Below are 23,710 nucleotides of genomic sequence, written 5' to 3'. Positions count from 1 at the left end.
TTTGAGGGGGTCTGGCATAACCCGTTTCAGCAGAGCCCTCGCTAGGTTTGCCAACAGCCGGTTTCATAGAGATAGGTTCCAACAAACCTAACCACCGAAACAGGAGAACGATGACTACCGTCAACGCCTACGCTTCCCCGTCCGCCACCGAGGACCTTGTCCCCACCACCATCGAACGCCGGGACGTCGGCCCGCACGACGTCCTGATCGAGATCAAGTACGCCGGCATCTGCCACTCCGACATCCACACCGTCCGTGGCGACTGGGGCCCCCAGTCCTACCCTCTGGTTCCCGGCCACGAAATCGCCGGCATCGTCACCGAGATCGGCTCCGCCGTGACAAAGCACGCCGTCGGCGACCGGGTCGGCGTCGGCTGCATGGTCAACTCCTGCGGCGAGTGCGCCAACTGCCAGAAGGGCGACGAACAGTACTGCCTGAAGGGAATGACCGGTACTTACGGCGCCGTCGACCGCGACGGAACTGTCACCCAGGGCGGCTACTCCACCCACGTCGTCGTTACCGAGGACTTCGTGGTCACCATCCCCGAGGGCATCGAGCTCGACGTCGCCGCACCGCTGCTGTGCGCCGGCATCACCACGTATTCGCCGCTGCGCCGGTGGGGCGCCGGCCCCGGCAAGAAGGTCGCCGTCGTCGGGCTCGGAGGGCTTGGCCACATGGCCGTCAAGCTCGCCTCCGCCATGGGCGCGGACGTGACCGTGCTGTCGCAGTCGCTGAAGAAGCAGGAGGACGGCCTGCGCCTGGGCGCGAACAGCTACTACGCCACCAGCGATCCGGGCACGTTCGAACAGCTCGCTGGCAGCTTCGACCTGATCATCAACACGGTCAGCGCTTCGATCGACATCAGCTCCTACCTGCAACTGCTGTCCCTCGACGGCGCACTGGTCAATGTCGGTGCCCCCGCGGAGCCGCTCCCCGTTAACGCGTTTGCGCTGATCGGCGGCCGCCGGTCCTTCGCCGGTTCCATGATCGGCGGGATTCCCGAAACTCAGGAGATGCTCAACTTCTGCGCCGAGCACGGCCTCGGCGCCGAGATCGAGGTCATCCCCGCCGACAAGATCAACGAGGCCTATGAGCGCGTCCTGGCGTCGGACGTGCGGTACCGCTTCGTGATCGACACTGCCACCCTCTAAACGCCGCGTCTTCGCCAGGAGGCCCTGTCGGAAACCCTTTCCGGCAGGGCCTCACCTGTGGCGTGGCAGGAGGGCGATACTGGGCAGGGAGCGGCCGCTCCCAGCGACCGCTTCCAGCGGCCGCAACGAGTACGACAACCACGACGGGGGTTAGCAGACATGGTGCGCGTTCTGGTCACGGGTTCCACTGATGGGCTTGGTCTCGCTACGGCGGAAACGCTGCTCGGCGACGGTCATGACGTGATCGTGCACGCCCGATCCCGTCAGAGGATGGCGGCGGTGAAGCACCTCATGGACCGGGGCGCGCACTGTCTCGTGGCGGAGCTCGCCGATCCCGTGGACGTCCGGCAGATGGCCGAGCAAGCGAACCAGATCGGCGCGATTGACGCGGTCATCCACAACGCGGGCGTGCTGAACGGATCTGCGGTGTTGCCAGTCAACGTTGTGGCCCCGTACGTGCTGACGGCGCTGATCCAGGGGCCGCGGCGACTGATCTACCTGAGCAGCGGCATGCACCGCGGCGGCGACACCGGGTTCAGTGGTCTGGACTGGACAGGGCGTTCCGCGACGGCGTCCTACTCAACGAGCAAGCTGCATGTCACCGCGCTGTCGGCAGCGGTGGCGCGCCTGGCGCCGCGCATTGTCAGCAGCGCCGTAGACCCCGGGTGGGTGCCCACCCGGATGGGAGGGCGGTCAGCGCCCGACGACCTGCGGCTTGGACATCGCACCCAGGAGTGGTTGGCAACCAGCAATGACCCTGCCGCGTTGAGCACCGGGGGCTACTGGTATCACCAGCGCACCCATACCCCGCACCCGGCCGTTCGGGATCAGCGGTACCAGGAGGCACTGCTGGCGCAGTTGGCGGAGCACACGGGCGTCACGCTCGAGGCGCTGGCCTAACGGCGGAACATCAGCGGACATTCCCGCGGGAGGCCCGGTGCGGGTAATGCCCCCGTGCGTGCGGCATGTCAGCGCGCGCTGACCGCCTGGGTGGCCCGCTCCACGACGTGTTCGGTTGCCGCCCAGGATGCGAGCAGCTTCAGGGCCTGTTCTGTGGGGCTGCCGGGCACGGCCGGGTAGACCGTGAGGGACTGGCCGGAATCTTCCTCCAGTTCGAGCTGCTGATAGATCAGCTCGAGCGGACCCACCACGGGATGGTGAAAGGACTTCGTCCCCGAATAGTGACGGCGAACATTGTGCGCCGCCCACCGGGTGCGGAACTCATCGCTGCGCATGGACAGCTCGCCCACCAGTTCCGCAATGCCTTTGTCATGCGGGAAACGGCCGGCCTGGCGGCGCAGGATCGCCACGTTGATGTTGGCGGCCCCCTCCCAGTCGGGATAGAAATCGCGGGCCCGGGGGTCAAGGAAAATGTACCGCGAGTGGTTCGCGGGCTGTGACGTGCCACGGTACATGTCGAAGTACATCGCAAATCCCAGCGCGTTCGCGGCGATGATGTCCATCCGGTTGTTCGTGATGAACGCCGGTGCTTCCGTGATCGCGTCAAGAAAATATTGCAGGGCTGGCGGCACGGTGTTCGCCGGCGGCTTGGACCTCACGCGGGGGGCCTTGTTGGCCGTGCGGGCGAGGTCGTGGAGGTGGTCGTGTTCGGCGCGGTCGAGTTCGAGCGCGCGCGCAATAGCGTCCAGCACACTGTCGGACGCGCCGGACAGGTTCCCGCGCTCCAGACGGGTGTAGTAATCGACACTGACCCCGGCGAGGCGGGCGACTTCGTCGCGGCGCAGTCCCGCGACGCGGCGCCGCGTCCCGACCGGGTCGATCCCTGCCTGTTCAGGGGTGATCCGCGCCCTGCGGGAGATGAGGAATTCCCGCACCTCGGCGCGATTGTTCATGGTCATGATCACTACGTTACGTCGTTCTTCCGGGAAACTTGAGAGGTTCTGCTGGACCCCGTTTCACCAGACCTCCCCCTACCTGCCCTCGCTCCCGTGGACTGGGCATGCCCACGGTCACACGGGATGCCGACACACTGGACCGAATCCCGTATGGCGGCTGCCAGAGCGTCGTCAAGGGCCCACCGGATTTCAATGTGATGCTTGACATGCCTCCGCAGCCGCCCCTAATGTGTTGCCAAGTCGATTTGGCAAAACGGTTTTTCACCGAGAGACTTAAGTTCCCGAGCCCCATCCCATCCGTAGATTCCGTCCAAATGAAAGGGAGTCGACAGTGATGTCCTCTCGAACCACGATTTTCCGGATCGCCGCTCTTGGCGGGCTGTCCACCGCGGTGCTTCTGGCAGCAACCGCCTGCGGCGCGGGGGGCCCGGCTGCGACGTCGGGTAGCGCCGCGAGCACCGTCAACGTCCTCGTCGAGGCCGGTGGCCACGCCGAACTGACAGGCGTCGCCGAACAGTGCAAGAAAGATACAGGCATCACCGCCAACTTCGTCGAACTGCCTTACGACGGCATGTTCAACAGGCTCTCCAGCGAGTTCTCCTCCGGCAACGTCTCCTTCGACGTCGCCGCGCTGGACTCCGTCTGGCTTCCCAGCTTCAAGGACGCGGTCCAGCCCCTCGACGAGCTCTTCACCGACGAGGCGAAGAAGGACATCTTCCCCGCGCTCGTAAAGGAAGCCAATGTTGACGGGCACTTTATCGGCATGCCGGCCTGGACCAATGCCGAAATCATCCTGTACCGCAAGGATCTCTTCGAGGACGCCAAGAACAAGGCCGACTTCAAAGCCAAGTACGGTTACGATCTCGCTGCTCCGACCACGTGGAAGCAGTACCAGGACATCTCCGGATTCTTTACGAAGGACGGCATGTACGGCACTGACGTGAAGGGCGGGGTGGAAACCGAATGGCTGGCCCATGTCCTCCAAGCCGGTTCCCCGATGGTCCTCGATGAGAACAACAACGTGGTGATCGACAACGCAGCGCACAAGGACGCGCTCGACTTCTACACCAGCCTGGTCAAGTCCGCCCCTCCGGGTGCCGCGCAAGTGGACTGGGCCGCTGCGCAGAACCTGTTCAACCAGGGCAAGACCGCGATGACCCGGTTCTGGGCCCACGCCTACCGCCAGATCCCCAAGGATTCCCCGGTCGTGGGCAAGGTCGCCGCCGCTCCGATGATCGGTGGCTCCGCCGGTGTTGCCGGTGTTCCCGGCCCTTGGTACCTCTCCGTGCCCAAGGCAACCAAGAACAGCGACGCTGCCAAGAAGTTCGTCAAGTGCGCCTATGACCATAACGACCTGGGCATCGAATCCAGCCTCGGCCTGGCCTCGCGCATCTCGGCCTTCGAGAAGTACCAGGACAAGGCGGGCTACGGGAGCTTCAAGCCGCTTATCGAGACCCTCAAGGGCCAGGCAACGGCCACGCGCCCTGCCACTGCCAAGTGGCAGCAGATCGTCGATACCGTCCTGGTGCCCCTGCTGCAGAAGGCCGTCGCCGGTGGTGACTCCGCCACTCTCCTGGCTGAGGCCAAGAAGCAGATCCAGGACCTCCTCAAGTAAGACTCCGCGGCCGGCACCGAACCACTAGTGCCGGCGCGGCCCCAACCATCGGAAGAGAAAACCGTGCGTATCTCCGATCGCCGCTTCGCCCTGTACCTCATGGCGCCGGCGGCCCTGTTCCTGGCAGCATTTGTGGCCTACCCGCTGTTCCGCCTCATGGCAGACAGCCTCTTCAAGATCTCCCCGATCGCCGGGGGCCCCCGCGACTTCGTCGGCCTGGACAACTACGTCCGCGCCTTCGCCTCCGAAGCATTCATGGGCGGGGGCTGGCGCACCCTGGCCTACACCCTCGTGGTGGTCGCCCTTGAGTTCGCCCTTGGGCTTGGAATGGCCCTTCTGTTCACGGCCCTTGGCCGGAAATCCGAGGTCTGGCGGACGGTGTTCCTCTACCCGCTAATGATCGCGCCCATCGTCGCCGGCCTGCTGTGGAAATTCCTGATGATCGACAACTTCGGGCTCATCGGCACCCTCCTGCACCAGGCGGGAATCCTGCAGAACCCCAACCAGATCGGCTGGCTCTCCAACCCGGACATCGTGCTGTTCTCCGTGGCCGTACCGGATATCTGGCTTACCACCTCCTTCATGTGCCTCGTCCTCTTCGCCGGCCTCCAGAACATCCCCGGCGACCTCATCGAGGCGGCCCGGCTCGACGGCGCCAAGGCCCCAACCCTCCTGTTCAGCATCATCCTGCCGCTCCTGCGCCCAGTCATCGCAGTGGCATTGGTTGTGCGCGGCATCGACGCAGCCAGGGCCTTTGACACCATCCTTATCCAGACCAACGGCGGCCCGCAGTCCGCCTCCGAAACCATGAGCCTGCTGATTTACCGCACCATGATCCGCTTCGGCGATCCAGGACTGGCCAGCGCCATGGGCACCATCTACCTGCTGGCCATGCTCGGCGTCGCGTTCTTCGCCGTCGCGACCATCTGGCGCCCAGGGAAGGACAACTGATGAGTACCGCCGAAACCCCCATCAACGACCGTTTTGCCGCTGAAGCGCCGGCTTACCCCCGGCACGCGGGCCTCGCCGCGGCCATCCTGGCCACCGGCACCAAGGCGTCCGGTGCCACTGCCGGTGCTGCCCCCACCGGAGCCCTGACGGTCGAGCCGACAATGCCCACTCCGGCAGTCTCGGGCACGGGCCGTCCCCGCCGTAGGAATCACCACGCCGAAGGCCTGGAAGCCGGCAAACGCGGCACCCGCATCCTGCTGTGGATCGTCCTTGCAGCGGCGATGGTCCTGTACGGGTTCCCGTTCCTCTACCTGCTGTTCACTTCCTTCAAAACTCCGATCGACACCATCGCGGTGCCGCCCACCATCCTTCCCAAGGAGTGGACGCTGGAGAACTACGCCAATGCCCTGGGCCGCAGCGGAGTTCTGGCCTCGTTCATCAACAGCGCCCAGACGGCGGTCATCAGCACCCTGCTTTCCCTGGTCCTGGCGGTTCCCGCGGCGTATGGGATCACCCGCTACAAGACACCGAGTGGGCGGGTGTTCATCATGGCCGCACTGGTCACCCGCATGGTGCCGCCGGTAGCCATCGGCATTCCGTTGGCATCGATGATGTCCTCCGTGGGACTCGCGGACACTCCGATCGCCCTGTCCATCGCGCACACCACCATCTCGCTGCCACTGTCCATCTGGCTCATGTCCAGCTTCTTCGAAGCCGTTCCGAATGACCTTGAAGAGGCGGCCACTGTGGACGGGTGCAGCAGGCTCGGCGCCCTGTGGCGGGTCGTGATCCCGGTGGTTTCCGGTGGCATCGCAGTCACCGCGATCTTCGCCTTCCTGGCCTCCTGGAACGAGTTCCTCTTCGCCCTCCTGATGACCGCCATCCGTTCGCAGACCACCCCTGTGGTCATCGCGAATTTCCAGACTCAGTTCGGACTCGACTGGGGATCCATGACGGCACTGGCCGCCGTCTACTCGATCCCGGTCATCCTCCTCACACTTCTCTTGCAGCGCAAGATCGTCGCCGGCATGACGCTCGGCGCCGTCAAGGGCTGAGAAACCACAACACAAAGGGAAGAACCTATGTCAAGCAACAACTCCTACGACGTGACTACCTGGCCCGTTGGCGATCCGGCCAAGGACATCGGTGAAGTAATCAACAGCATCATCGCTGACATCAAGGACCGGCAAACGTTCACCGATGCGAACAATGGAGGGAAGCCAGGCGCGGTGATCTACATTCCGCCCGGGGACTATCACCTTCGTACGCAGGTGGTGATCGACATCAGCTTCCTCAGGATCCATGGCGCGGGACACGGCTTTACGTCCTCGAGCATCCGGTTCAACGTTCCCGAAGACGAATGGCCCGACTTGCATGAGCTGTGGCCCGGAGGGAGCCGCATTCTCGTCGACATTCTCCCCGGCGGAAACGGGGAGGAATCCACGGGAGCCGCCTTCTACGTTGAGCGAAGCGGGAGCCCGCGGATCAGCTCGGTCGAGTTCTCCAACTTTTGCATCGACGGGTTGCACTTCAACTCGGATGGCTCGGGGATGCATCCGGAGAACACCTACGTCAACGGCAAGACCGGTATCTATGTCGCGAACGCCAATGACTCATTCCGTGTAACCGGCATGGGGTTCGTCTACCTTCAGAACGCTCTCACTATCTACAACGCGGACGCGCTTTCCGTTCACAACAACTTCATCGCTGAATGCGGAAGCTGCATCGAGTTGCGCGGGTGGGGACAGGCATCAAAGATCACCGACAACTTGGTCGGAGCAGGCTTCAAGGGTCACTCGATCTACGCCCAGAACCATGGCGGGCTCCTGATAACCGCGAACAACGTCTTCCCCCGTGGTGCGAGCAGCGTCTATCTCGACGGCGTCACGCGATCAAGCGTCACGAACAACCGTTTGCATTCGTTCTACCCCGGGATGCTGATTCTCGCAGCGAATAGTTCGGAGAACCTCGTGGCCACGAATCACTTCTTACGTGACCATGAGCCCTGGACGCCCTTCCTGGGAGTCGACAACGGACTGAACGACCTCCACGGACTTCTCTGCGTCAGCGGCAGCAACAACTCTGTCATCGGCAACCACTTCTCCCAGATCATCGACTCACAGAGCATCCGGCCGACAGGTGCGACGCCAGTCATCATCCGGCTGATAGCGGGGGTCGGCAACTTCGTCTCCAACAACCACGTGGTGGCGATGGACGTTCACTCCAAGTCAAGTGACTCCTGCTTCGCGGCTCAGGTGGACGCTCTGCTGACGACCGAGGCTTCGGACGGCCTCGCCGTTACGGCCGTCATGGTCGATTCCGAATCAGCTCGGAACACGATCCTTGATTCCGGAAGTGACGCCCAAGTTACCGCAGATAGGGCTGTTAACGCCTTTAGGGCCACACCCACGGTCGGTTTCTAGGCGGCACATGCACTTGTGGCCAGTAACCCACTCAGTCCCGGCGAGACCCCGGGATCGCCATCATCGAGGGCCTCGGCGGCATACACGCGAAGAAGGTATGAAACGGCCTCTGGGACGAATAAAACGCACTCAGCTATTACCCGGACGTAGAATCAGCATCAACATAAGGACGTGGGAGACGAATGAACAAGTCGGTTGGCATCAAGGACGTGGCAGCCGCAGCCGGCGTCTCTGTCACGACGGTCTCCCACGTCCTCAATGACGTTGCCTACGCCCGGGTGGGCGTGGAGACGAGGGAACGGGTCCACGAAGCGGCGCAGCGGCTCGGATACGGCCCGAACCGGCTGGCACGGGCCCTTCGCACCCAACGTTCCGGCATGATCGGGTTCATCAGCGAAGAAATCGCCACCACACCCCACGCTGGCCGGATCATTTTGGGGGCCGAGGAGACGGCACGTGCTCGCGGGTACAACCTCATGATCATCAACTCCACCAGCAACAGCTCCCAGGATTCCAGGGAAAGTGATGTGGCGGATCTGCTGGACCGGCAGGTGGACGGCATCCTGTACGCCACCATGTATCACCGCAAACTGGCCGTCCCCCAGAACCTCGCCGGACTCCCCGCTGTCCTGGTCGACTCCGAGGACATCAGCCAAACTGTTTCCTGCGTCATCCCGGACGAAATCGGCGGTGCGCGGTCGGCGGTGCAAACCCTGATCGATGCCGGACACACCCGCATCGGCATGATCAACAACACCGACGACGTCCCGGCCACCCAATCCAGGCTGCAGGCCTTCAAAGAAACACTCGCGGACGCCGGGCTGCCCTTCCACGACGAGCTCGTACAGGCCGAGCACTCGGAAGTTCCCGGCGGTTACCAGGCGGCCCTGCGCCTGCTGAAACCCCAAAGCCGGCCCACGGCCGTGTTCTGCTACAACGACCGCATGGCCATGGGCGCATACCGGGCGGCGGCTGAACTGGGCCTGAAGATCCCGGACGATGTCTCCGTCGTCGGCTTCGACAACCAGCAGCTTATCGCCGAAAACCTCCACCCCGCCCTGACAACAGTGGCCCTGCCGCACTACGAAATGGGCGCGTGGGCCACCGAGAACCTCATTGACGCCATCGAGGGGAAGACCGATCTGAGGCTCTTCGCAGCCCATCCGACAGTCCTGGAATGTCCCTTGGTTGCACGGGATTCCGTCGCACCGCCTGCACCCTAAGACCTTCACCTTGCCCAGAGGTTCCCCGGCGGGGAACCCCTAGAATCCCGAGGACCTTCCTGATGCACACAACCCCAGCTACCGCACACCCTGAAACAGACGTCGTTGTCGTCGTCGGCGAGGCGCTCATCGACATCATTGAAACAGCTGCAGGGCCCGTCGAGTTCCCTGGCGGGTCAGGAATGAACGTCGCTTTCGGAGTGGGCCGGCTGGGCATCAGCACGACCCTGATCACGGCCCTCGGGAGCGACGAACGCGGCAAAACCATCCGCAACCACCTGCATTCAGCAGGAGTGCGCCTGCATGCCGGGGTCGAACACCTCAAGCGCACATCAACGGCCAGAGCTCTTCTGGATGGCAGCGGTTCGGCGGAGTACGCATTCGACCTCGAATGGAGCCTGCCCGACATCAGCCCCACCTTCCTGCCGAAAGTCCTGCATACCGGGTCGCTGGCGTCGTTTTTGGAACCGGGAGCGACCCAGGTCCGGTCCCTGCTCGAACTGTTCTCCGGCCATTGCCTGATCACCTATGACCCCAACATCCGCCAGGCGCTGCTCGGCAGTCACGCTGAAGCGCTCACGACTTTCGAACGCACCGTCCCCTTCGCCACGGTGGTGAAGCTCAGCGCTGAGGATGCGTGGTGGCTCTATCCCGGCAGGCAGCCCCGCGACATCGCTTCGCGGCTGCTCAAACTTGGGGCGGAACTGGCAATCATCACCGACGGCTCTGCCGGATCCTATCTACGGTCGAACACAGCAGAGACCGACGTGCCGGCACCACAAGTCGCCGTCAAAGACACTGTCGGCGCCGGGGACTCCTACATGGCCTCGCTCATCGCCGGCCTCCTCGACGAGCCCGAGGCCGATTTCGGCTACGGCCGGCTCGCCCGACTGGGAACCTCCGCCTCGCTGGCCGCAGCGATAACGGTCGGACGTCACGGCGCGAACCCGCCGACACGGGCAGAACTAAACGCGTCCCTGGAACTGGTCCAAACTTCCCGAAAGTGCTCCGATGACTAAAACAACAACGCACCCTGGCGGCCCCGCCGAAGTCACCGCCCCTAACCTCCGGCCGATACTTCACTACACAGCCAAGAACACTTGGCTGAACGACCCCAACGGACTCGTATGGCACCAGGGCCTCTACCATCTCTTCTACCAAAACAACCCCTTCGGCAACGTCTGGGGCAACATGTCCTGGGGACACGCCACCTCAACCGACCTTCTGCACTGGACCGAACACCCAGTTGCCATCGCCTGCGACGAGGAAGAAGACGTCTTTTCCGGCAGCATCGTGGTGGACCACGCCAATACGTCGGGATTCGGGACAGTGGAAGATCCGGCCTTGGTGGCCATCTACACGAGCGCCTTCAAGGAGGGTTCGGTGCACCAAGGGACACAAGCCCAGTCTCTGGCGTTCTCCACGGACGCCGGCATGACGTGGACCAAATATGCAGGCAACCCGGTGCTTGGCCGGGGGTCGGCCCATTTCCGGGACCCCAAGGTGTTCCGCTACGAGGGACCGGAGGATTCCTGCTGGGTCATGGTGGCGGTGGAGGCCCAGCACCAGCAGGTTGTGCTGTACCGCTCGGCCGACCTCAAGGACTGGGAATACCTGAGCACCTTCGGCCCTGCAAACGCCACGGGAGGCGAATGGGAATGCCCTGATCTGTTCCCGCTCCCCGTCGACGGAGATCCGGAGAACGTTAAGTGGGTCCTGGTGGTCAATATAAACCCGGGTGCCGTGGCGGGCGGTTCCGGAGGGCAGTACTTCGTCGGCGACTTCGATGGCGTGCAGTTCACCGCCGACCTTGATTCGCTCGTTCCAGCGGATGCCGACGGCACCACCGATCTGCGGCAATGCCCGTGGCTCGACTGGGGGCGTGACTACTACGCCGCCGTCTCCTTCAACAATGCGCCGGAGAACCGCCGCATCATGATCGGCTGGATGAACAACTGGGACTATGCCAACTCCTTGCCCACGTCTCCGTGGCGTTCCGGGATGTCGCTTGCCCGCGAGGTCGAACTCGCGACGGTGAACGGGTTGCCACGCCTGGTGCAGCGCCCGGTGCTGCCCTTGGACTGTGGGGAGCCGGCCTGCACCATCCAGGACGTCGAACTTCACGACTCCCTGCTGCAACTCTCTGACGCTGTGTCCGGATCAGCCCAGCTGATCGAGGCCGAGATCCTGCCCGGCACGGCCCGGACCGTTGCTTTCAGGCTGCTCGGCGCCTCGGGCGGGAGCGCCGCAACGGTTCTCAGCTTCGATGCCGTTACAAGCCGACTCACCCTGGACCGCCGCAACTCCGGAAACACGACCTTCCACGGAAAGTTCGCGTCGGCTGAGTCGGCACCAGTGAAGCTCGACGGCGGCGTGCTCCGGCTCCGCGTAATCGTCGACCAGTGCTCGGTGGAGGTCTTCGCCCAAGGCGGCAGGGTTGTCCTGAGCGATCTGGTGTTCCCCGTGTTCGGGAACCTGGGCACCGAAGTGTATGTGGAGGGCGGCACGGCCATTGTGCGGCAACTGGCCGTCACGGCCTTGTCGTAGGGACTGCACCGCGTTACCGAGCCCCAGCAGAGACCGCTCGTCCCGCGATGCCGCCGTTGAGCGCGTAGGTCCTTCTAATCTGCCATTGCCGGCCTGGTGCCAAGGAGAACATTCAAGCCCCAGCCTGCGGCGGTGATGAGCAGGATGGCGCCTGCCATGGAAAGCAGTTGCGGGGGCGTGGTCAGGATTCCGAGGCTGACGATCAGCGTTGTCGCTCCGGCCGGCGGGTGCGGCTTCCGCAGCCAGGTCAGGAGCAGTGTGGTGAGCGCAACGGACAGGGACCCGGCAGCGACGTAGAGGCCGGTGAGCCCGCCGACCGGGGCTGGCGCGCTGTCCTGGAGGCCGAATGCGTACAGGCAGAGCACGCCCATCACTAGGCCGGTGAGGTGCCCGATCAGCGTGTTCGCGGGCCGGGCGGCGGGCTGCTCCGGGGATTCGAAGAACAGCATCACCGTGGGGCCCAGGCTGGGAAACAGCCAGGGGAGGTGCAAGGCCACGCCGACCACGCCGGCGAGGGCAAGAACGACGAGTGAGAGCACGGCGGCGTAAACGGCCGGACCCAGCGCACTGCGTCCTGAACTCACCCGCTTCAGCAGTGACGGCTTCAGGGGCATGGTCGGACGGCTTCCGAGAAGAATGGCACCAACGTGCGGCCGCCACCCGCGGGCTGCCTGCTCACCCTTGCCGCCAGTCGTTACTGGCAATGTGCGAGCCGGCCTGCGGGCCCATCTGGAGCATCCCGCCATCCACAGCCCAGGAGGCCCCGGTGACGTAGCTGGACGCTGGGGAGGCCAGGAACGCGATGACTTCGGCAACCTCGCGCGCATCCCCGGGCCTGCCGAGGGGAACACCGGGCCGCTCGACATCTTCCGGGTTCACATCGGTATTGCCTGTCATCGGTGTGGCGATTTCCCCCGGGGCAACGCTGTTGGCGGTGATCCCGAATTCCGCGAGTTCTAAGGCCATGGTTTTGATGAGCCCTCCCAGCGCGTGCTTGGAGGCGTCGTAGGCGGAGGCACCCACGCGCGGCTGGAACTCGTGGACGCTGGTCACCGCAATGATGCGGCCCCCACGGCCGGCGGCGACCATCCGCCGGGCCGCAGCCTGCATGCAGACGAAGGCGCCGTTGAGATTGGTGTCCAGCGTCGACATCCAGGTCTGGTAATCGAGATCCAGGAACCTCACGCCGTCCCCGGTACCGGCGTTGTTCACGAAGACGTCCACGCCGCCCAGTTCCGCAGCGAGTTGATCGATGCTGGCCGCCGCACCGGAAACATCCGTGGTGTCCAAGTGCCGCACTACAGCATTGCGGTGCAAACCCCGGACTTCTTCTGCCGTTTCCTCGGCTCCGCGCTGATCCGAATGCCAGGTAATTCCCACGTCCAGCCCGGCCCGGGCAAGCGCCACGGCTGTGGCGCGCCCGATCCCTGAATCCGATCCGGTGACAATAGCCGTCGTCGGGAGAAAATCTGCCCTGCGCTCCATGAATGCGCCTTCCGTGCCTAACTCTTGGATTCTTTGGGGTTGTCAGCCGCTTGGAGCTCGACCTCGGCCGTGGCTTGGATGAGCGCTAGAAGGTCAGCGTCCAGCCCAGGCGCATATTCCTCCCGGCGTTCCGGGGACAGTGCCATCGGGAAGCCCTCCGGCATCACCTCGGTGCTCAACTCGGTGCCGTCGTTGGAGGGGGAGGCCCCGCGGTACAGCTTGGACGCCTCGCTGGCGTTGTCCGCGCTGAACGTGTACTGGATGCTCTGGAGGCCCTGGTCAAGAAGCTTTTTCACTTCGGGGAACTGTTCGGCGTTGGTTTTGGGGATGGGCAGCACCTTGCCCCAGTTCACGCCGAGGCTCTCGAGGGCCTTGGCAAACGCATTTTCGTGTGCCTGGTCCCGGACGATCAGGTACGCAATGGTGGAACGGGCGGTCGCGTTCTCGGTCATTTCGTAGATCCGGCATTTTTGCAGCCTGCCGGTTGACTCCAGCATCAGGTTGTACAGCAGGTCCAGGACCAGGTTGCCGCTGTTGTAGACGTAGGAGCCGAGCCATGGATTGCCGGCGGCGTCCACCGGCAGGGCGCCCTGCGCGCCCACGAGGTAGTGGTGGATGTTGCTGGTGTCCAGGGCGATCTTCAGGGGTGTGGCGCCCTTTGCGCCAGGCTGGTCCACCGGATCAGTCTTTTTCCCCTGATATTCGGGGGAGCCGTCCAGGAGCTGTGCAATGGTGGTGCCGATCAGTTCGACGTGGCTGATCTCCTCGGTGCCCACGCCCTGGAGAAGGTCCTTGTACGGTTTGGAGGCGGCGTCCCCGCGGAAATTGATGCTTTGGAAGAGGTACTGCATCATGGTGCGCATTTCGCCGAACTGCCCGCCCAGCCCTTCCTGGAGCGCGTTGGCTGCCGCCGGATCCGGATCATCCACGGCGATTTCATTGATCAGTAGCTGGGTGTGCAAGTACATGGTTGCTCCTCAAATGATGATGGATTGGCCTGACGACTTCACTGCTGTCCACGATCGGGTGTCCGGTGTTCGTTGACCCCACGAACCGTTCGATTCGTACTGGTTCGGCTTTCCGAGATCCCGAGGAATTGCGCACCCAGCCGAATTACTAAGGTTGCTTATCATATGAGCGGCTGCGGATGCCGGTCAAGGGTTTGTGCCGCCCAGGCGTTAGTCGGGCTTTGAAGGGTGGGAAATCCGGCGCTTGCGCCAAAACAGGAACGCGGCTATCAGCGCCACCACGACGACCGCGCCGATGACGTAAGGGGCGTAATCCACCCGCGTTTCCTTCGCCTCACCGCTCTCGCCGGTGCCCGAGTCCACTGGGTTGCTTGACGACGGCGACGGCGAAGGGGATGAACCCGTGAGCGCCAGTCCCTCCGTGGGCTGCGCCGTGAAGGCTTGGCCGGCTATCTGGACATCTGCGCTCGCAGCGGGGCTGGCCATGGCAGGCGCGGCGGCTGCAAGAGCGCTCCCGGCCAAGAACAGGCCTAGGCAGATACGGATCAATTTCTGGGTCATGAGGTCCTCTTCCCTAGCTGCCGATGGGCGTCTTTTTCGGGCTGCGCAGCGTGGCTGATGACGAGCCGATCATGGTCGAGGTGCTGCCTTCTCCGTCGGTCAAAGTCATGTGGACCAACTTCCCCGCTCGTTCCGCCGTAGCTACCTCGAACACGAAGCCGCCCAGTTTGACCTGATCGCCGGGCCGGAGCTGGCTGATCTTCCTTTTTTCGAGCTTATTAGTCACTGCGCCTCCCCGCTCAGCTTCTCGGAACCCTGTTGGTCTTAGCCGCCGCCATCATAATCGAACGGCGCCTGCAGAAAATACTAAGTGTGCTTATTGATCGTGTCCAGACGCAGTCGAAGGATGCCGGCGCATGGTGTGCGGACAGCGGGAGGGGCATGATGGTTGGGATGCAAAAGAGGACGGCTGGCGGGCGCGCCTTTTCGGCTCGCTCCGGCGGCAGTCATGGCACACTTTCCAGTTTTGAGGAGGCACCTTGATCGCAGTCCTAGTAGTTGATATGCAAAACGCTTTCTTCGAAGATCCCGCCTTGGCATCACAGAGGGATGGGCTGGTGCAGAGGTGCAATGAGCTCGTGCGGGCCGCCGTCCGGTCCAACCTGCCGGTGCTGTTTGTCACCACACAGCATGAACGCGACAAGTCCACATGGTCGCTGAACATGCTCGAGGACAATCAGGGGTTTCTTTTCAGCGGCACGGACCAGGCCAAGCTGGTCCCCGGGCTGGATGCCGACGGTCTGCAGCGTATGACCAAGACACGCGACAGTGCTTTTCTTGGGACGGATCTTGTGCTTCGGCTCCGCAATCTGGGCGTGGACACCGTCGTGCTCGCCGGAGTGTCCACGCATAACTGCGTGGCGCAAACAGCGGCCGACGCCTTCGCCTACAACTTCCGCGTCATCTACGCTGCAGATGCCACGGGCACAGAGGACTCCGAGGCGGCCGAAGCAGTGCTGGCCGTCCTCTGCCGGGAGTACCGGCAACGCAGTCTGACGGTCGAAGAAATCGTCAAACTCCTCCAAGGCGAAGAGGCTGCGCCGCAGCTCAGCCCGGGATGATGCGGGATGACGCGCCAGACTCCGCCGGCACGCCGCGGCCGGAACTGGGCGGGGAAGGCACAAAGGCACTCGATGCCCCGAGCGCCGCATTGTGCTTCCGGTCAGCCTTTCCGGCCTTCGGTGGCGACCCCTTCGATAAAGTGCCGTTGTCCGAAAGCGAAGAGAATGAGCATGGGCAAGGTTATGAGCAAGGTGGCGACCATGACGTATTGGTAGTCGCCCTGGCCTCCATTGGTGGGGCTGTATTTGGTCATGGCGTAGGCAATCCCAAGCGGCGCGGTGAAGCCTTCGACCGATCCGGCGTTGAGGTAGATCAGTGCGGACTGCAGGTTGTTCCAGCTTGCCTGGAACTCGAAGATGAAGATCACCACCAGGGATGGGATGGACAACGGCAGGGCGATCCGGCGAAAAAGCCCGAAGTAGCTGGCGCCATCGATCCGCGCGGCCTCGAACAGCTCCCGGGGGAGGCCAAGGAAGAACTGCCGTTGCAGGAAGATGTAGAAGGCCGAGCCGAAGAGGTTCATCCCAAAAAGCGGAATCCAGGTGCCGAGGACGCCAAGGTTTTTCCAAATCAGGTACTGCGGCACCATGGTCACCGCGCCCGGGAGCATCATTGTGGCCAGGACGAGGCCGAAGAGTAAGTTACGGCCCGGGAACCGGAAATAGGCGAAACCGAAGGCGATCATGGCGCTGGAGAAGGTCACCAGCGTGGCAGCCAGGATGGCGATCACGAAACTGTTAGCCACCCAGTGTCCCAGTGGGAGCTGGTCCCAGACCTGAACATAGTTTTCCGGTGAGAACGTGCGGGGAATCAGCGCGTTGTCGAACACTTCGGCGCGGGGTTTGAGGCTGGCGGCGATGAGCCACACCAGCGGGTACAGGAACGCGGCGCTGACCACGACCAGCAGTGCCCAAAGCAGCAACCGCGCCGCCTGGGCCCGCGGAGGGCGCGTTTTCCGGCGGCTTCTAGTGCGTCCGACGTCGGTCGCCGCCTCGGGCGCGGGGGTGGGGCTGGAAAGCTCTGTGCCGGCCGGCTGGGCCCGTGTGGTTGCCATCAGCGTTTCTCGCCTTCGTAGTAGACGAACCTGTTCCCGATTCTCACCTGCACGAGGCTGATGAGCAGGATTAGAACGAAAAGTACCCAGGCCATCGCCGAGGCGAAGCCGAAATTGAATTCACGGAACGCCTGCTGGAAGAGGTAAATCCCGTAGAAAAGTGATGCCTCCGGGGACGAACTGGTCTGGTCCCTCCAGAAAAGGAGGTAGGCCTGGTCGAAGACCTGCAGGGCCGCGATCGTCAGGACAATTACGTTGAAGAAGATTGCACCCGAGATCATGGGCACGGTGATGTAAAAGAACTTGCGGACAGGGCCGGCGCCGTCCAGGTCGGCCACTTCGTAGAGATCCTTCGGGACGCTCTTCAGGGCCGCAAGGAAAATGACCATCGTGCCGCTGACGCCCCACAGCGTCATCAGCACAATCGAAGGCTTCACCCAGGCCGGATCGATAAGCCACTGCGGACCCGAGATTCCAACAAAGCCAAGCGCCTGGTTGATGGCCCCGGTGTTTCCGTTCAGCAGGAGCAGGAACACCGCAGCGGTGGCGACGGACGGAGTCATCTTCGGAAGGTAGTACACGGTGCGGAAGAAGCCCGCGCCGCGCCCGACCCGGTTCAGCAGAAGGGCAAGCCCAAGTGCGACGCAGATTTCCAGCGGCACGGCCATGATCGCGTAAAACAAAGTGTTGGCCAGTGACGTGGCCACCTTTGGGTCGTCAAAGAGTCGAGCGTAGTTGGAGGTGCCTGCCGGTCTCGCAACGTTGGTGGCGAGGTTGTAGCGGCTGAAGGAGATCACCAGGCTGTAGGCCATGGCGCCGAGCATGAACACGACGAAGCCGACGATCCAGGGCGAAATGAACAGGTACCCTGCCAGGGCTTCCCGGCGGTTGTACTTGATCCTTGCCGGACGCGGCTTGCGGGCGGGCCTGCGCGCCGCAACGTTCACGGATGATCTTTCTCCCACCATTGGCCCCCAGTTCCGCGCTTGCGCGCTCATTCAGCTTCGGCTAGCTTTCCAAATAGCAAGCTTACTTACAGTCTGACAGTTAAACCGGGTTTACCGAAAGAATACCCGGCCGCGCTGACAGTGAAATTCGGGAGGATGCAGATGGGTGTTCGGGAAAAGAGTGTGGCGGTTCTCGCCCTGGCGGTGTTAGGTCTGACGGCGTGCGGCGGGGACAACGGGTCCCCGGCCGGGACTGCAGATTTCAAAAAGGAGGCCTCCGGGTCGCTGAGTGCCTGGGCTTTCGATAACGCCGACGACGTCGGCAAGGCCCGGATGCAGCACGCGGTTACACAGCTGCCTGATGTCAAGATCACCATGGACCAGACGCCTTTTGACGCGCAGAAATTCACTACGCGCGCTGCCAGTGGCGACGTGCCGGACGTGGTGCAGATGGACCGGGCGTTCGTCGCCACCTATGCCGCCCAGGGACTAATCAAACCCCTTGACGGGTGCTTCAGTGCACACGGCATGGACCCCAAGAAGCAGTTTTATCCCGCCGTCACCGAGCAGGTCACCTACCAGGACAAGATCTGGGCGGTGCCCCAGTTCTACCAGCCGGCTGCCATCATCCTCAATCAGGATGTACTCAAGGCTGGAGGCGTATCTCCAAGCGACATCGACACTTCGGATAAGACAAAGCTGCTGGACGCGGTCGCTAAGACTTACAAGTCCAGCGGAAGTAACCCCTCAACTCTGGGTTTTGACCCGGTTGCCGGTGGCCAGGCGGAACTGTGGATTCTGGGGCAGGGCGGCAGGCTCATGGACGACAAAGGCACCCCGGCTTTGGATGACCCGGCGAATATCGCGGCCCTGACCCTCCTGAAGGAGATTTACGACGCCCAAGGCGGATACGCGAAGGCCAAGAGCTTCAGTGATTCGTTCGACACCTTCGGCAAGGACAACCAGTTCGTCAAGGACCAGGTGGGCGCGCAGGTCAATGCCCAGTGGTACGTCAACGTCCTCGCATCCTATGCACAATCGCTGAAGATCTCCGCTGTCCCGTTCAAGGACAAGGACGGCAAGCCCTTCACGGTGGCCGGCGGGACATCGTTCGTCATCCCTGCCGGAGCCAAGAACGCCGATGCAGCATGCGCCTGGATGACATCGCTGGTCACTGATGACGCCTGGTCAGCCGCCGGTGCGGCCAGGGCCGAGAAAATTGCCTCCACCCCCGGGGCCATTAACACCGGCCTCTTCACCGGCTCTCCCTCGGCTGACAAGCTGATCCGGGACAAATTCGTCAAGGCCAGCGGTAATGCCGGATTCGACGAAGCCATCGCAACGTACTACGACGTCCTGCCGACCGGAAAATCGCTGGGGGCCTCGCCCGCCGGCCAAACCATCAAAACTGAACTCAACAACGCCATCGCCTCGGCCCTCCTCGGCACGAAGACTCCCGACAAAGCCCTCGCCGATGCCCAGGCCGCGGCCAAGCGCGCCGCGGACCAGGTCGGCTCCTGAGGGGTGGTGATGAGTTAGCGCCGCTTTGCTGCCGCGCGGAGCTGGAGGATCCGCGCGGCCCCGGCCACGGCCACCAGCACGCCTCCGGCCACCGCGGCGATGAACAGGGCCACACCGAGTGCGACCGTGCCCTCCAGGCCGAAGAACTTTACCTGCACCGCCTCCTGGTTCTGGAGGATGAAAACGATAAGCAGTACCAGGACAACCAGTGCTGTGGCTACGGCAACCCAGATCATGCTTGCCCGCGTCACCCGCGGCTCAGCAGGTTTCCGGGTGCCCGAAGCGGTCCCGGTGCCGTTTGTCCTGGCGGAGGCAACCGCACCCTCCGAGGCGGGCGGCGTGGCCGGTGGGTACGTCCCCGGCGTGTCCTGGGCCTGGGGTTCCGGGGATGGGTTCTGGGTCATGTCGGGGCTCCTCTGATCGGGACCCGCCGGGGCGGGAAGTCTGGGCGGGGCGGCGGTTTCAGCTAGATTAGCCGGCGTCCCATCGCCATCATAGGTAGTTTTGAGCAAGATTAGTAAGCATACTTGCGAAGTTGGCGGTGGGGCGCGGTGACGGCGCGCAGCTACGACTTGGTGCGGCGCCGCGGTCCGCATGAGGGCAAGGGCGTTGTTCGCCGGGGGCTCTGTCACGACCGGGTGCTCCCGGGCCGGCCCTGCCCGGGGAAAAGCTGGCGGGAACCTACTCTTGGGTGGGCGTTTGCTCCGGCGTCTGCTCGGCCGCCTCCTGGTGATGCCGTGCCTGCTCCAGGTGGCGGGCCAGCTTCTCCTCGGCGTCGTGGCGCCGCTGCCCGATGGTACGCATCTGTCGGGTGCTGACATTCTCGCGATGCGGCCGGGGGCCGCCGGGGACGGTTCCCTCCGTGCTCTCAGCCGGTGGCCCCATTGGAACCGGCTCAGTGGTCTCGCTCATGTGCGTATTATCCCACTGCGCACTCAATCGAAGAAGGATATGCGGCATTTTGCTCGGGTCCCGGCTGGTGCGGTGACAGATCCTGTTGAAACTTTTTGCGCCGTCGCAGTGTGCCGCTGGTCGGTGCCGTGCAAGACTGTTCAAAGGTTGTCCGACCCGAGCCCGGAGGTCTATTGATGTCGCTATATCAGCCGGAACCTGTCGAGATCTCCACGCGGATGCGGCCCGGGGAATGGACGGAGAACAGTCTCGAGGCGTTGATCGCAAGTTATCGCGACAAGCTGCAGCGGATGGGCGCCGCGGCGTCCGAAATTGACGTCGTGACCGATCGCGACGACGGCGGCGGCGTCAGCGTGGTGGCGACCTGGCTCAAGCCCGCCGTGGCGGAGGAACTCAGCGAAGAAGCGGACGGGTCCGGTCTACTGGCGATGAAACCCGATGACGAGCCGCTCAGGCGGAGCACGCCGGGGGAGTCGCTGCATCCGAGGGCCGCCGAGGAACTCGTCGCGGACGACTCCACCCCCGACAAGTCCGCCCCGTAGGCGGGCCGGGTCCGGCCCTGCCCCGGCTGCACGTCTCGTGGTCCACGCGGATGTCCGTGCCCTTATGGCCAGGAATTCTCCCCTTCGTGGCAGATAAGCATCTCCCGGACCTCGCAGCCGACCGGCTGGGACAGGACGAACAGGATGGCACGGGCCACGTTCGCGGGGTCGTTTAGCCGCGAATCATCCGAGGGCTTGTACTGCTCCGGCCGGTCGTCGAAGAATTTTGTTTTCATGCCGCCGGGGATCATCGCCGTCACGCCGATTTCTCCCGCTGTTTCGGCAGCGAGGGCGTGGGTGAAGCCGAGCACGCCGAACTTGGACGCGCAATATGCGCTTGCCTCGGGCAGTGCCCGCTTCGCCAGCGTGGATGCGACCGTGACAACCCTGCCGCGGGATTCCTTCAGGTAGGGCAGGGCCGCCCTGACCGTGGACACCGTGCCGAGGAGATTGACGGCAATGACCTTTTCCCAGTCGTCGGCGGACACCGACTCGAGTTTGCCGCAGCGGTCGATTCCCGCCGCGGTGACCACCGCGTCGAGCCCGTTCAGGCTGACAGCCGCTTCCCGGACGGCTTCTTCGACCGCTTCCCGGTCGCTGACATCGACCTGGAAGGCTTTCGAAGCGGTGGCGGCGGTGATGTCCCGGTCCAGGACCACCGGCACGCCGCCCGCTTGCAGGACGGCGTCCACGATGGCGGCGCCAAGACCCGAGGCCCCGCCGGTTACCAGGACCCGGCCGGGCCATAATGCTTTTTCACTCATGATCGTTTCCTTTCGCGGATGGGAGGCAATGATTCCCCGGGACATGTCCGGGAAAAGTCAGCTGACGCGCGCCAGGGAGCGGGCGAGTCCGGTCGTGGAGCGGGCGGGGTGGTAGGGGACGATGGCGCAACGGCCGCCCCAGCTTTCCACCAGGGCCGCCTCCGGCAGGCTGGCGGGATCGTAGTCGCCGCCCTTGACCCAGATGTCCGGGCGGAGTTGAGCGAGGCAGGCCTCCGGAGTGTCTTCCTCGAACACCACGACGGCGTCGACGGCGCCGAGGGACTCCAGTAGCTCCTTGCGGTCCGCCTGGTTCAAAATGGGACGGTCCGGGCCTTTGAGCCGGCGGACCGAGGCGTCGGAATTCAGGCACACGATGAGGCAGTCACCAAGTTTCGCGGCGGTGGCGAGTGTCCGGGCGTGGCCGGCATGCAAGAGATCGAAGCAGCCTCCGGTCGCCACGACGGTGCCCCCTCGGGCCTGGACGCGGCGGGCGAGACTGACAGGATCGGCGGCAGCCGGGCCGCCCGGTTCCGGATGCCGCCTGCCCAGCTCGGGAGCATGACTGCCAAGCGTTTCGACGCCCCCGCGGCCCAGGAAGGCCGCCGCGTCCCGGACCGCCAGGGCGGCCGCATCCTCCACCCCTTGCCCACGCGCCCGGTGCAGCGCCAGGGTTGCAGCGAGCCTGTCACCGGCGCCGCAGGGATCGGAGACGTCCACGCGGGGGGCAGCGACGCGGTGACCCGGCATCCCGGCCACAGCGAGCTCCGCCCCGATTTCGCCGAGGGTCACCAGGACCGCTCTAGACCCCCACCGCTGGCGAAGGAGCCGGGCGAGGGTCGCCGGACTTTCGGCGCCGGACCCCGCGAAGCCGTCCAGCCCCGCCGCTTCTGCCAGGAAGCCCCGGGCCTCGGCCAGGTTCGGCGTCACGACGTCGACCCCGGGAACCGGCACGGCACCCTTCGGATGCGGGTCCCAGATCGCCGGGACCCGGGAAGCGGCCGTCTCCAGGGCGGCTCGGAGTTCGGCGTTGCTGGTCAGGCCCCGGCCGTAGTCGGACACCACGATCACCGCGGCGTCCCGGATAGCGTCGAGCATGGCGCCCGTGACCTCCGGCACGCGGACTTCGCCGCAACCCTCGTCGTACCGGACCACGGAACGGCCAGCTGCCCGCACGCGTGTCTTGACGGGCGTGGGCAGCCCGGACATTCCCGCGACGAGGGCGACGGCGCCCAGGCAGGAGTTCAAGGTGCGGCCGGCCTCGTCGTCCGAAAGGACAGTGACCAGACTGACGTCATGGCCGTCGTCCGCCAGCATGCTTGCCACCAGGCCCGCTCCGCCCGCGCGGCGGCGGACGGCGGCGACGTCCACCACCGGGACGGGGGCGTCTGGGCAGAGCCGGGTGGTCTCGCCGTCAATGTCGACGTCGAGCAGAACGTCGCCCACTACGGTGATCTTCATGACCGTCGCTCGCTGATCGATCCCGGGGCGAGCCGGGCAAGCTGGGCGTCAAAAGCCCGGCACACGGCATGGATGGCGATCAGATGGCACTCCTGGGCGCTCGCAGGTCCGGCGTCGATCGCGACCGCCTCCCCGCATAGTGCGGCGAGGGGATTGGGGGCGCGCCCCGTCAGTGCCCACGTCGCGATATGGAGTCCGCTTGCGGCCTCGGCGGCGCGGGCCAGGTTGGGGCTGCGGCCCGACGTCGAAAGGAGCAGCAGGATGTCTCCGGCGCGGCCGTGGGCGCGGACCTGACGGGCGAAGACCTCCTCGAAACCGTAGTCGTTGGCGATCGCGGACATCGCCGAACTCTCGGCGTGCAGCGCGAGTGCCGAGAACGGCACCCGCTCGCCGTCGAAACGCCCCACCAGTTCGGCCGTCAAGTGCTGCGCCTCAGCAGCGGACCCGCCGTTGCCGGCGACGAGGAGGCGGTGGCCGCCTAGGAGGCGCCGGGCGAGCTCCTCGCCCCACGCGGTGAGCCGGCCGGCCTGGCCACGGAGCGAGGCCAGTGCCGGCAGCACGTCGTCCAGGTGGGATTCGACAGCGGCCAAACTGCCGTCGGCGGTCGATGCCGGACCCTGCGTCGTGGTCAGAGCCTGCGTCGTCCTGGGCGGCGGCGCTGATTCCGGCG

General features: G+C 64.3%; 25 protein-coding genes. 12 read left to right on the top strand and 13 right to left on the bottom strand.

The genetic code is table 11. From position 1 onward, the window contains the following. Window positions 1–110 precede the first annotated feature (110 nt). Entirely contained in the window at window positions 111–1,151 is a 1,041-nt protein-coding gene (locus tag BM372_RS09845; RefSeq protein WP_090954679.1) for an NAD(P)-dependent alcohol dehydrogenase, read from the top strand. Window positions 1,152–1,310: 159 nt separating this feature from the next. Further along, entirely contained in the window at window positions 1,311–2,051 is a 741-nt protein-coding gene (locus tag BM372_RS09840) for an SDR family NAD(P)-dependent oxidoreductase (RefSeq protein WP_090954678.1), read from the top strand. Between the two features lie 68 nt (window positions 2,052–2,119). Here the strand turns inward: BM372_RS09840 and BM372_RS09835 are convergent, their stop codons facing one another. Beyond that, the gene (locus tag BM372_RS09835; protein WP_090955088.1) at window positions 2,120–3,004 is read right to left on the bottom strand and encodes a helix-turn-helix transcriptional regulator; all 885 of its coding nucleotides are present in this window, start codon (window positions 3,002–3,004) and stop codon (window positions 2,120–2,122) included. 337 nt (window positions 3,005–3,341) lie between these two features. Here BM372_RS09835 and BM372_RS09830 point away from each other — a divergent pair, with 337 nt between their 5' ends. From BM372_RS09830 to BM372_RS09800, 7 genes are all read left to right on the top strand, one after another. After that, a complete protein-coding gene (locus tag BM372_RS09830) occupies window positions 3,342–4,622 on the top strand; it encodes an ABC transporter substrate-binding protein (protein WP_090954676.1) in 1,281 nt (426 codons plus the stop codon). A gap of 63 nt (window positions 4,623–4,685) precedes the next feature. Further along, entirely contained in the window at window positions 4,686–5,573 is an 888-nt protein-coding gene (locus tag BM372_RS09825; RefSeq protein WP_090954674.1) for a carbohydrate ABC transporter permease, read from the top strand. 161 nt (window positions 5,574–5,734) lie between these two features. Beyond that, complete coding sequence (locus tag BM372_RS09820) at window positions 5,735–6,628, top strand: carbohydrate ABC transporter permease (RefSeq protein ID WP_090955086.1); 894 nt, start codon at window positions 5,735–5,737, stop codon at window positions 6,626–6,628. A 27-nt stretch (window positions 6,629–6,655) separates the two neighbouring features. After that, complete coding sequence (locus tag BM372_RS09815; RefSeq protein ID WP_090954672.1) at window positions 6,656–7,996, top strand: right-handed parallel beta-helix repeat-containing protein; 1,341 nt, start codon at window positions 6,656–6,658, stop codon at window positions 7,994–7,996. A 182-nt stretch (window positions 7,997–8,178) separates the two neighbouring features. Next, entirely contained in the window at window positions 8,179–9,219 is a 1,041-nt protein-coding gene (locus tag BM372_RS09810; protein ID WP_090954670.1) for a LacI family DNA-binding transcriptional regulator, read from the top strand. 62 nt (window positions 9,220–9,281) lie between these two features. Then, a complete protein-coding gene (locus tag BM372_RS09805; protein ID WP_090954668.1) occupies window positions 9,282–10,238 on the top strand; it encodes a carbohydrate kinase family protein in 957 nt (318 codons plus the stop codon). Beyond that, window positions 10,231–11,766: a glycoside hydrolase family 32 protein gene (locus BM372_RS09800; protein ID WP_090954665.1), complete on the top strand. Its 1,536-nt coding sequence runs from the start codon at window positions 10,231–10,233 to the stop codon at window positions 11,764–11,766. The genes BM372_RS09805 and BM372_RS09800 overlap by 8 nt, the downstream gene beginning before the upstream one ends. Before the next feature lie 74 nt (window positions 11,767–11,840). Here the strand turns inward: BM372_RS09800 and BM372_RS09795 are convergent, their stop codons facing one another. From BM372_RS09795 to BM372_RS09775, 5 genes are all read right to left on the bottom strand, one after another. Continuing rightward, complete coding sequence (locus BM372_RS09795; protein ID WP_090954663.1) at window positions 11,841–12,380, bottom strand: HPP family protein; 540 nt, start codon at window positions 12,378–12,380, stop codon at window positions 11,841–11,843. A gap of 61 nt (window positions 12,381–12,441) precedes the next feature. Beyond that, complete coding sequence (locus BM372_RS09790) at window positions 12,442–13,251, bottom strand: SDR family oxidoreductase (RefSeq protein WP_090954661.1); 810 nt, start codon at window positions 13,249–13,251, stop codon at window positions 12,442–12,444. Window positions 13,252–13,268: 17 nt separating this feature from the next. Next, window positions 13,269–14,219, bottom strand: a complete 951-nt coding sequence (locus BM372_RS09785) for a manganese catalase family protein (protein WP_090954658.1) — start codon at window positions 14,217–14,219, stop codon at window positions 13,269–13,271. A gap of 210 nt (window positions 14,220–14,429) precedes the next feature. Next, window positions 14,430–14,780 (bottom strand): hypothetical protein, encoded by a 351-nt coding sequence (locus tag BM372_RS09780; RefSeq protein WP_090954656.1) that lies wholly within the window; start codon window positions 14,778–14,780, stop codon window positions 14,430–14,432. A gap of 13 nt (window positions 14,781–14,793) precedes the next feature. Beyond that, window positions 14,794–15,006 (bottom strand): hypothetical protein, encoded by a 213-nt coding sequence (locus tag BM372_RS09775; RefSeq protein ID WP_090954654.1) that lies wholly within the window; start codon window positions 15,004–15,006, stop codon window positions 14,794–14,796. A gap of 253 nt (window positions 15,007–15,259) precedes the next feature. Here BM372_RS09775 and BM372_RS09770 point away from each other — a divergent pair, with 253 nt between their 5' ends. Continuing rightward, complete coding sequence (locus BM372_RS09770; RefSeq protein WP_090954652.1) at window positions 15,260–15,841, top strand: cysteine hydrolase family protein; 582 nt, start codon at window positions 15,260–15,262, stop codon at window positions 15,839–15,841. Window positions 15,842–15,942: 101 nt separating this feature from the next. On the opposite strand, the gene BM372_RS09765 is transcribed toward BM372_RS09770, so the two are convergent. Together BM372_RS09765 and BM372_RS09760 are read right to left on the bottom strand one after the other, a co-directional pair. Then, the gene (locus BM372_RS09765; RefSeq protein WP_090954649.1) at window positions 15,943–16,896 is read right to left on the bottom strand and encodes a carbohydrate ABC transporter permease; all 954 of its coding nucleotides are present in this window, start codon (window positions 16,894–16,896) and stop codon (window positions 15,943–15,945) included. Further along, window positions 16,896–17,864: a carbohydrate ABC transporter permease gene (locus BM372_RS09760; RefSeq protein WP_090954645.1), complete on the bottom strand. Its 969-nt coding sequence runs from the start codon at window positions 17,862–17,864 to the stop codon at window positions 16,896–16,898. Before BM372_RS09760 ends, BM372_RS09765 begins: the two co-directional genes overlap by 1 nt. Window positions 17,865–18,005: 141 nt before the next feature. Here BM372_RS09760 and BM372_RS09755 point away from each other — a divergent pair, with 141 nt between their 5' ends. Continuing rightward, window positions 18,006–19,364 carry an ABC transporter substrate-binding protein gene (locus BM372_RS09755; protein ID WP_090955084.1) on the top strand — a complete coding sequence of 453 codons (1,359 nt, stop codon included), beginning with the start codon at window positions 18,006–18,008 and terminating at the stop codon, window positions 19,362–19,364. Between the two features lie 14 nt (window positions 19,365–19,378). Here BM372_RS09755 and BM372_RS09750 read toward each other — a convergent pair whose 3' ends face one another. Beyond that, a complete protein-coding gene (locus BM372_RS09750; RefSeq protein ID WP_090954643.1) occupies window positions 19,379–19,768 on the bottom strand; it encodes a LapA family protein in 390 nt (129 codons plus the stop codon). Between the two features lie 277 nt (window positions 19,769–20,045). Next, the gene (locus BM372_RS21035) at window positions 20,046–20,168 is read right to left on the bottom strand and encodes a hypothetical protein (RefSeq protein WP_256214162.1); all 123 of its coding nucleotides are present in this window, start codon (window positions 20,166–20,168) and stop codon (window positions 20,046–20,048) included. A gap of 284 nt (window positions 20,169–20,452) precedes the next feature. Here BM372_RS21035 and BM372_RS21030 point away from each other — a divergent pair, with 284 nt between their 5' ends. Beyond that, entirely contained in the window at window positions 20,453–20,818 is a 366-nt protein-coding gene (locus BM372_RS21030; RefSeq protein WP_256214161.1) for a hypothetical protein, read from the top strand. Between the two features lie 62 nt (window positions 20,819–20,880). On the opposite strand, the gene BM372_RS09735 is transcribed toward BM372_RS21030, so the two are convergent. From BM372_RS09735 to BM372_RS09725, 3 genes are read right to left on the bottom strand one after another with little or no spacing between them, the layout of a single operon-like run. Next, entirely contained in the window at window positions 20,881–21,582 is a 702-nt protein-coding gene (locus BM372_RS09735; RefSeq protein ID WP_090954639.1) for an SDR family oxidoreductase, read from the bottom strand. Window positions 21,583–21,639: 57 nt separating this feature from the next. Further along, the gene (locus BM372_RS09730; RefSeq protein WP_090954637.1) at window positions 21,640–23,040 is read right to left on the bottom strand and encodes a PfkB family carbohydrate kinase; all 1,401 of its coding nucleotides are present in this window, start codon (window positions 23,038–23,040) and stop codon (window positions 21,640–21,642) included. After that, window positions 23,037–23,672 carry a D-sedoheptulose-7-phosphate isomerase gene (locus BM372_RS09725; RefSeq protein WP_090955082.1) on the bottom strand — a complete coding sequence of 212 codons (636 nt, stop codon included), beginning with the start codon at window positions 23,670–23,672 and terminating at the stop codon, window positions 23,037–23,039. The genes BM372_RS09730 and BM372_RS09725 overlap by 4 nt, the downstream gene beginning before the upstream one ends. Window positions 23,673–23,710 lie beyond the last annotated feature (38 nt).

The sequence above is a fragment of the Arthrobacter sp. ov118 genome (assembly GCF_900116495.1).
GTDB lineage: Bacteria > Actinomycetota > Actinomycetes > Actinomycetales > Micrococcaceae > Arthrobacter.
Note: the sequence above shows the minus strand (reverse complement) of the source record. Positions and strands in the feature narration are given on the sequence as shown.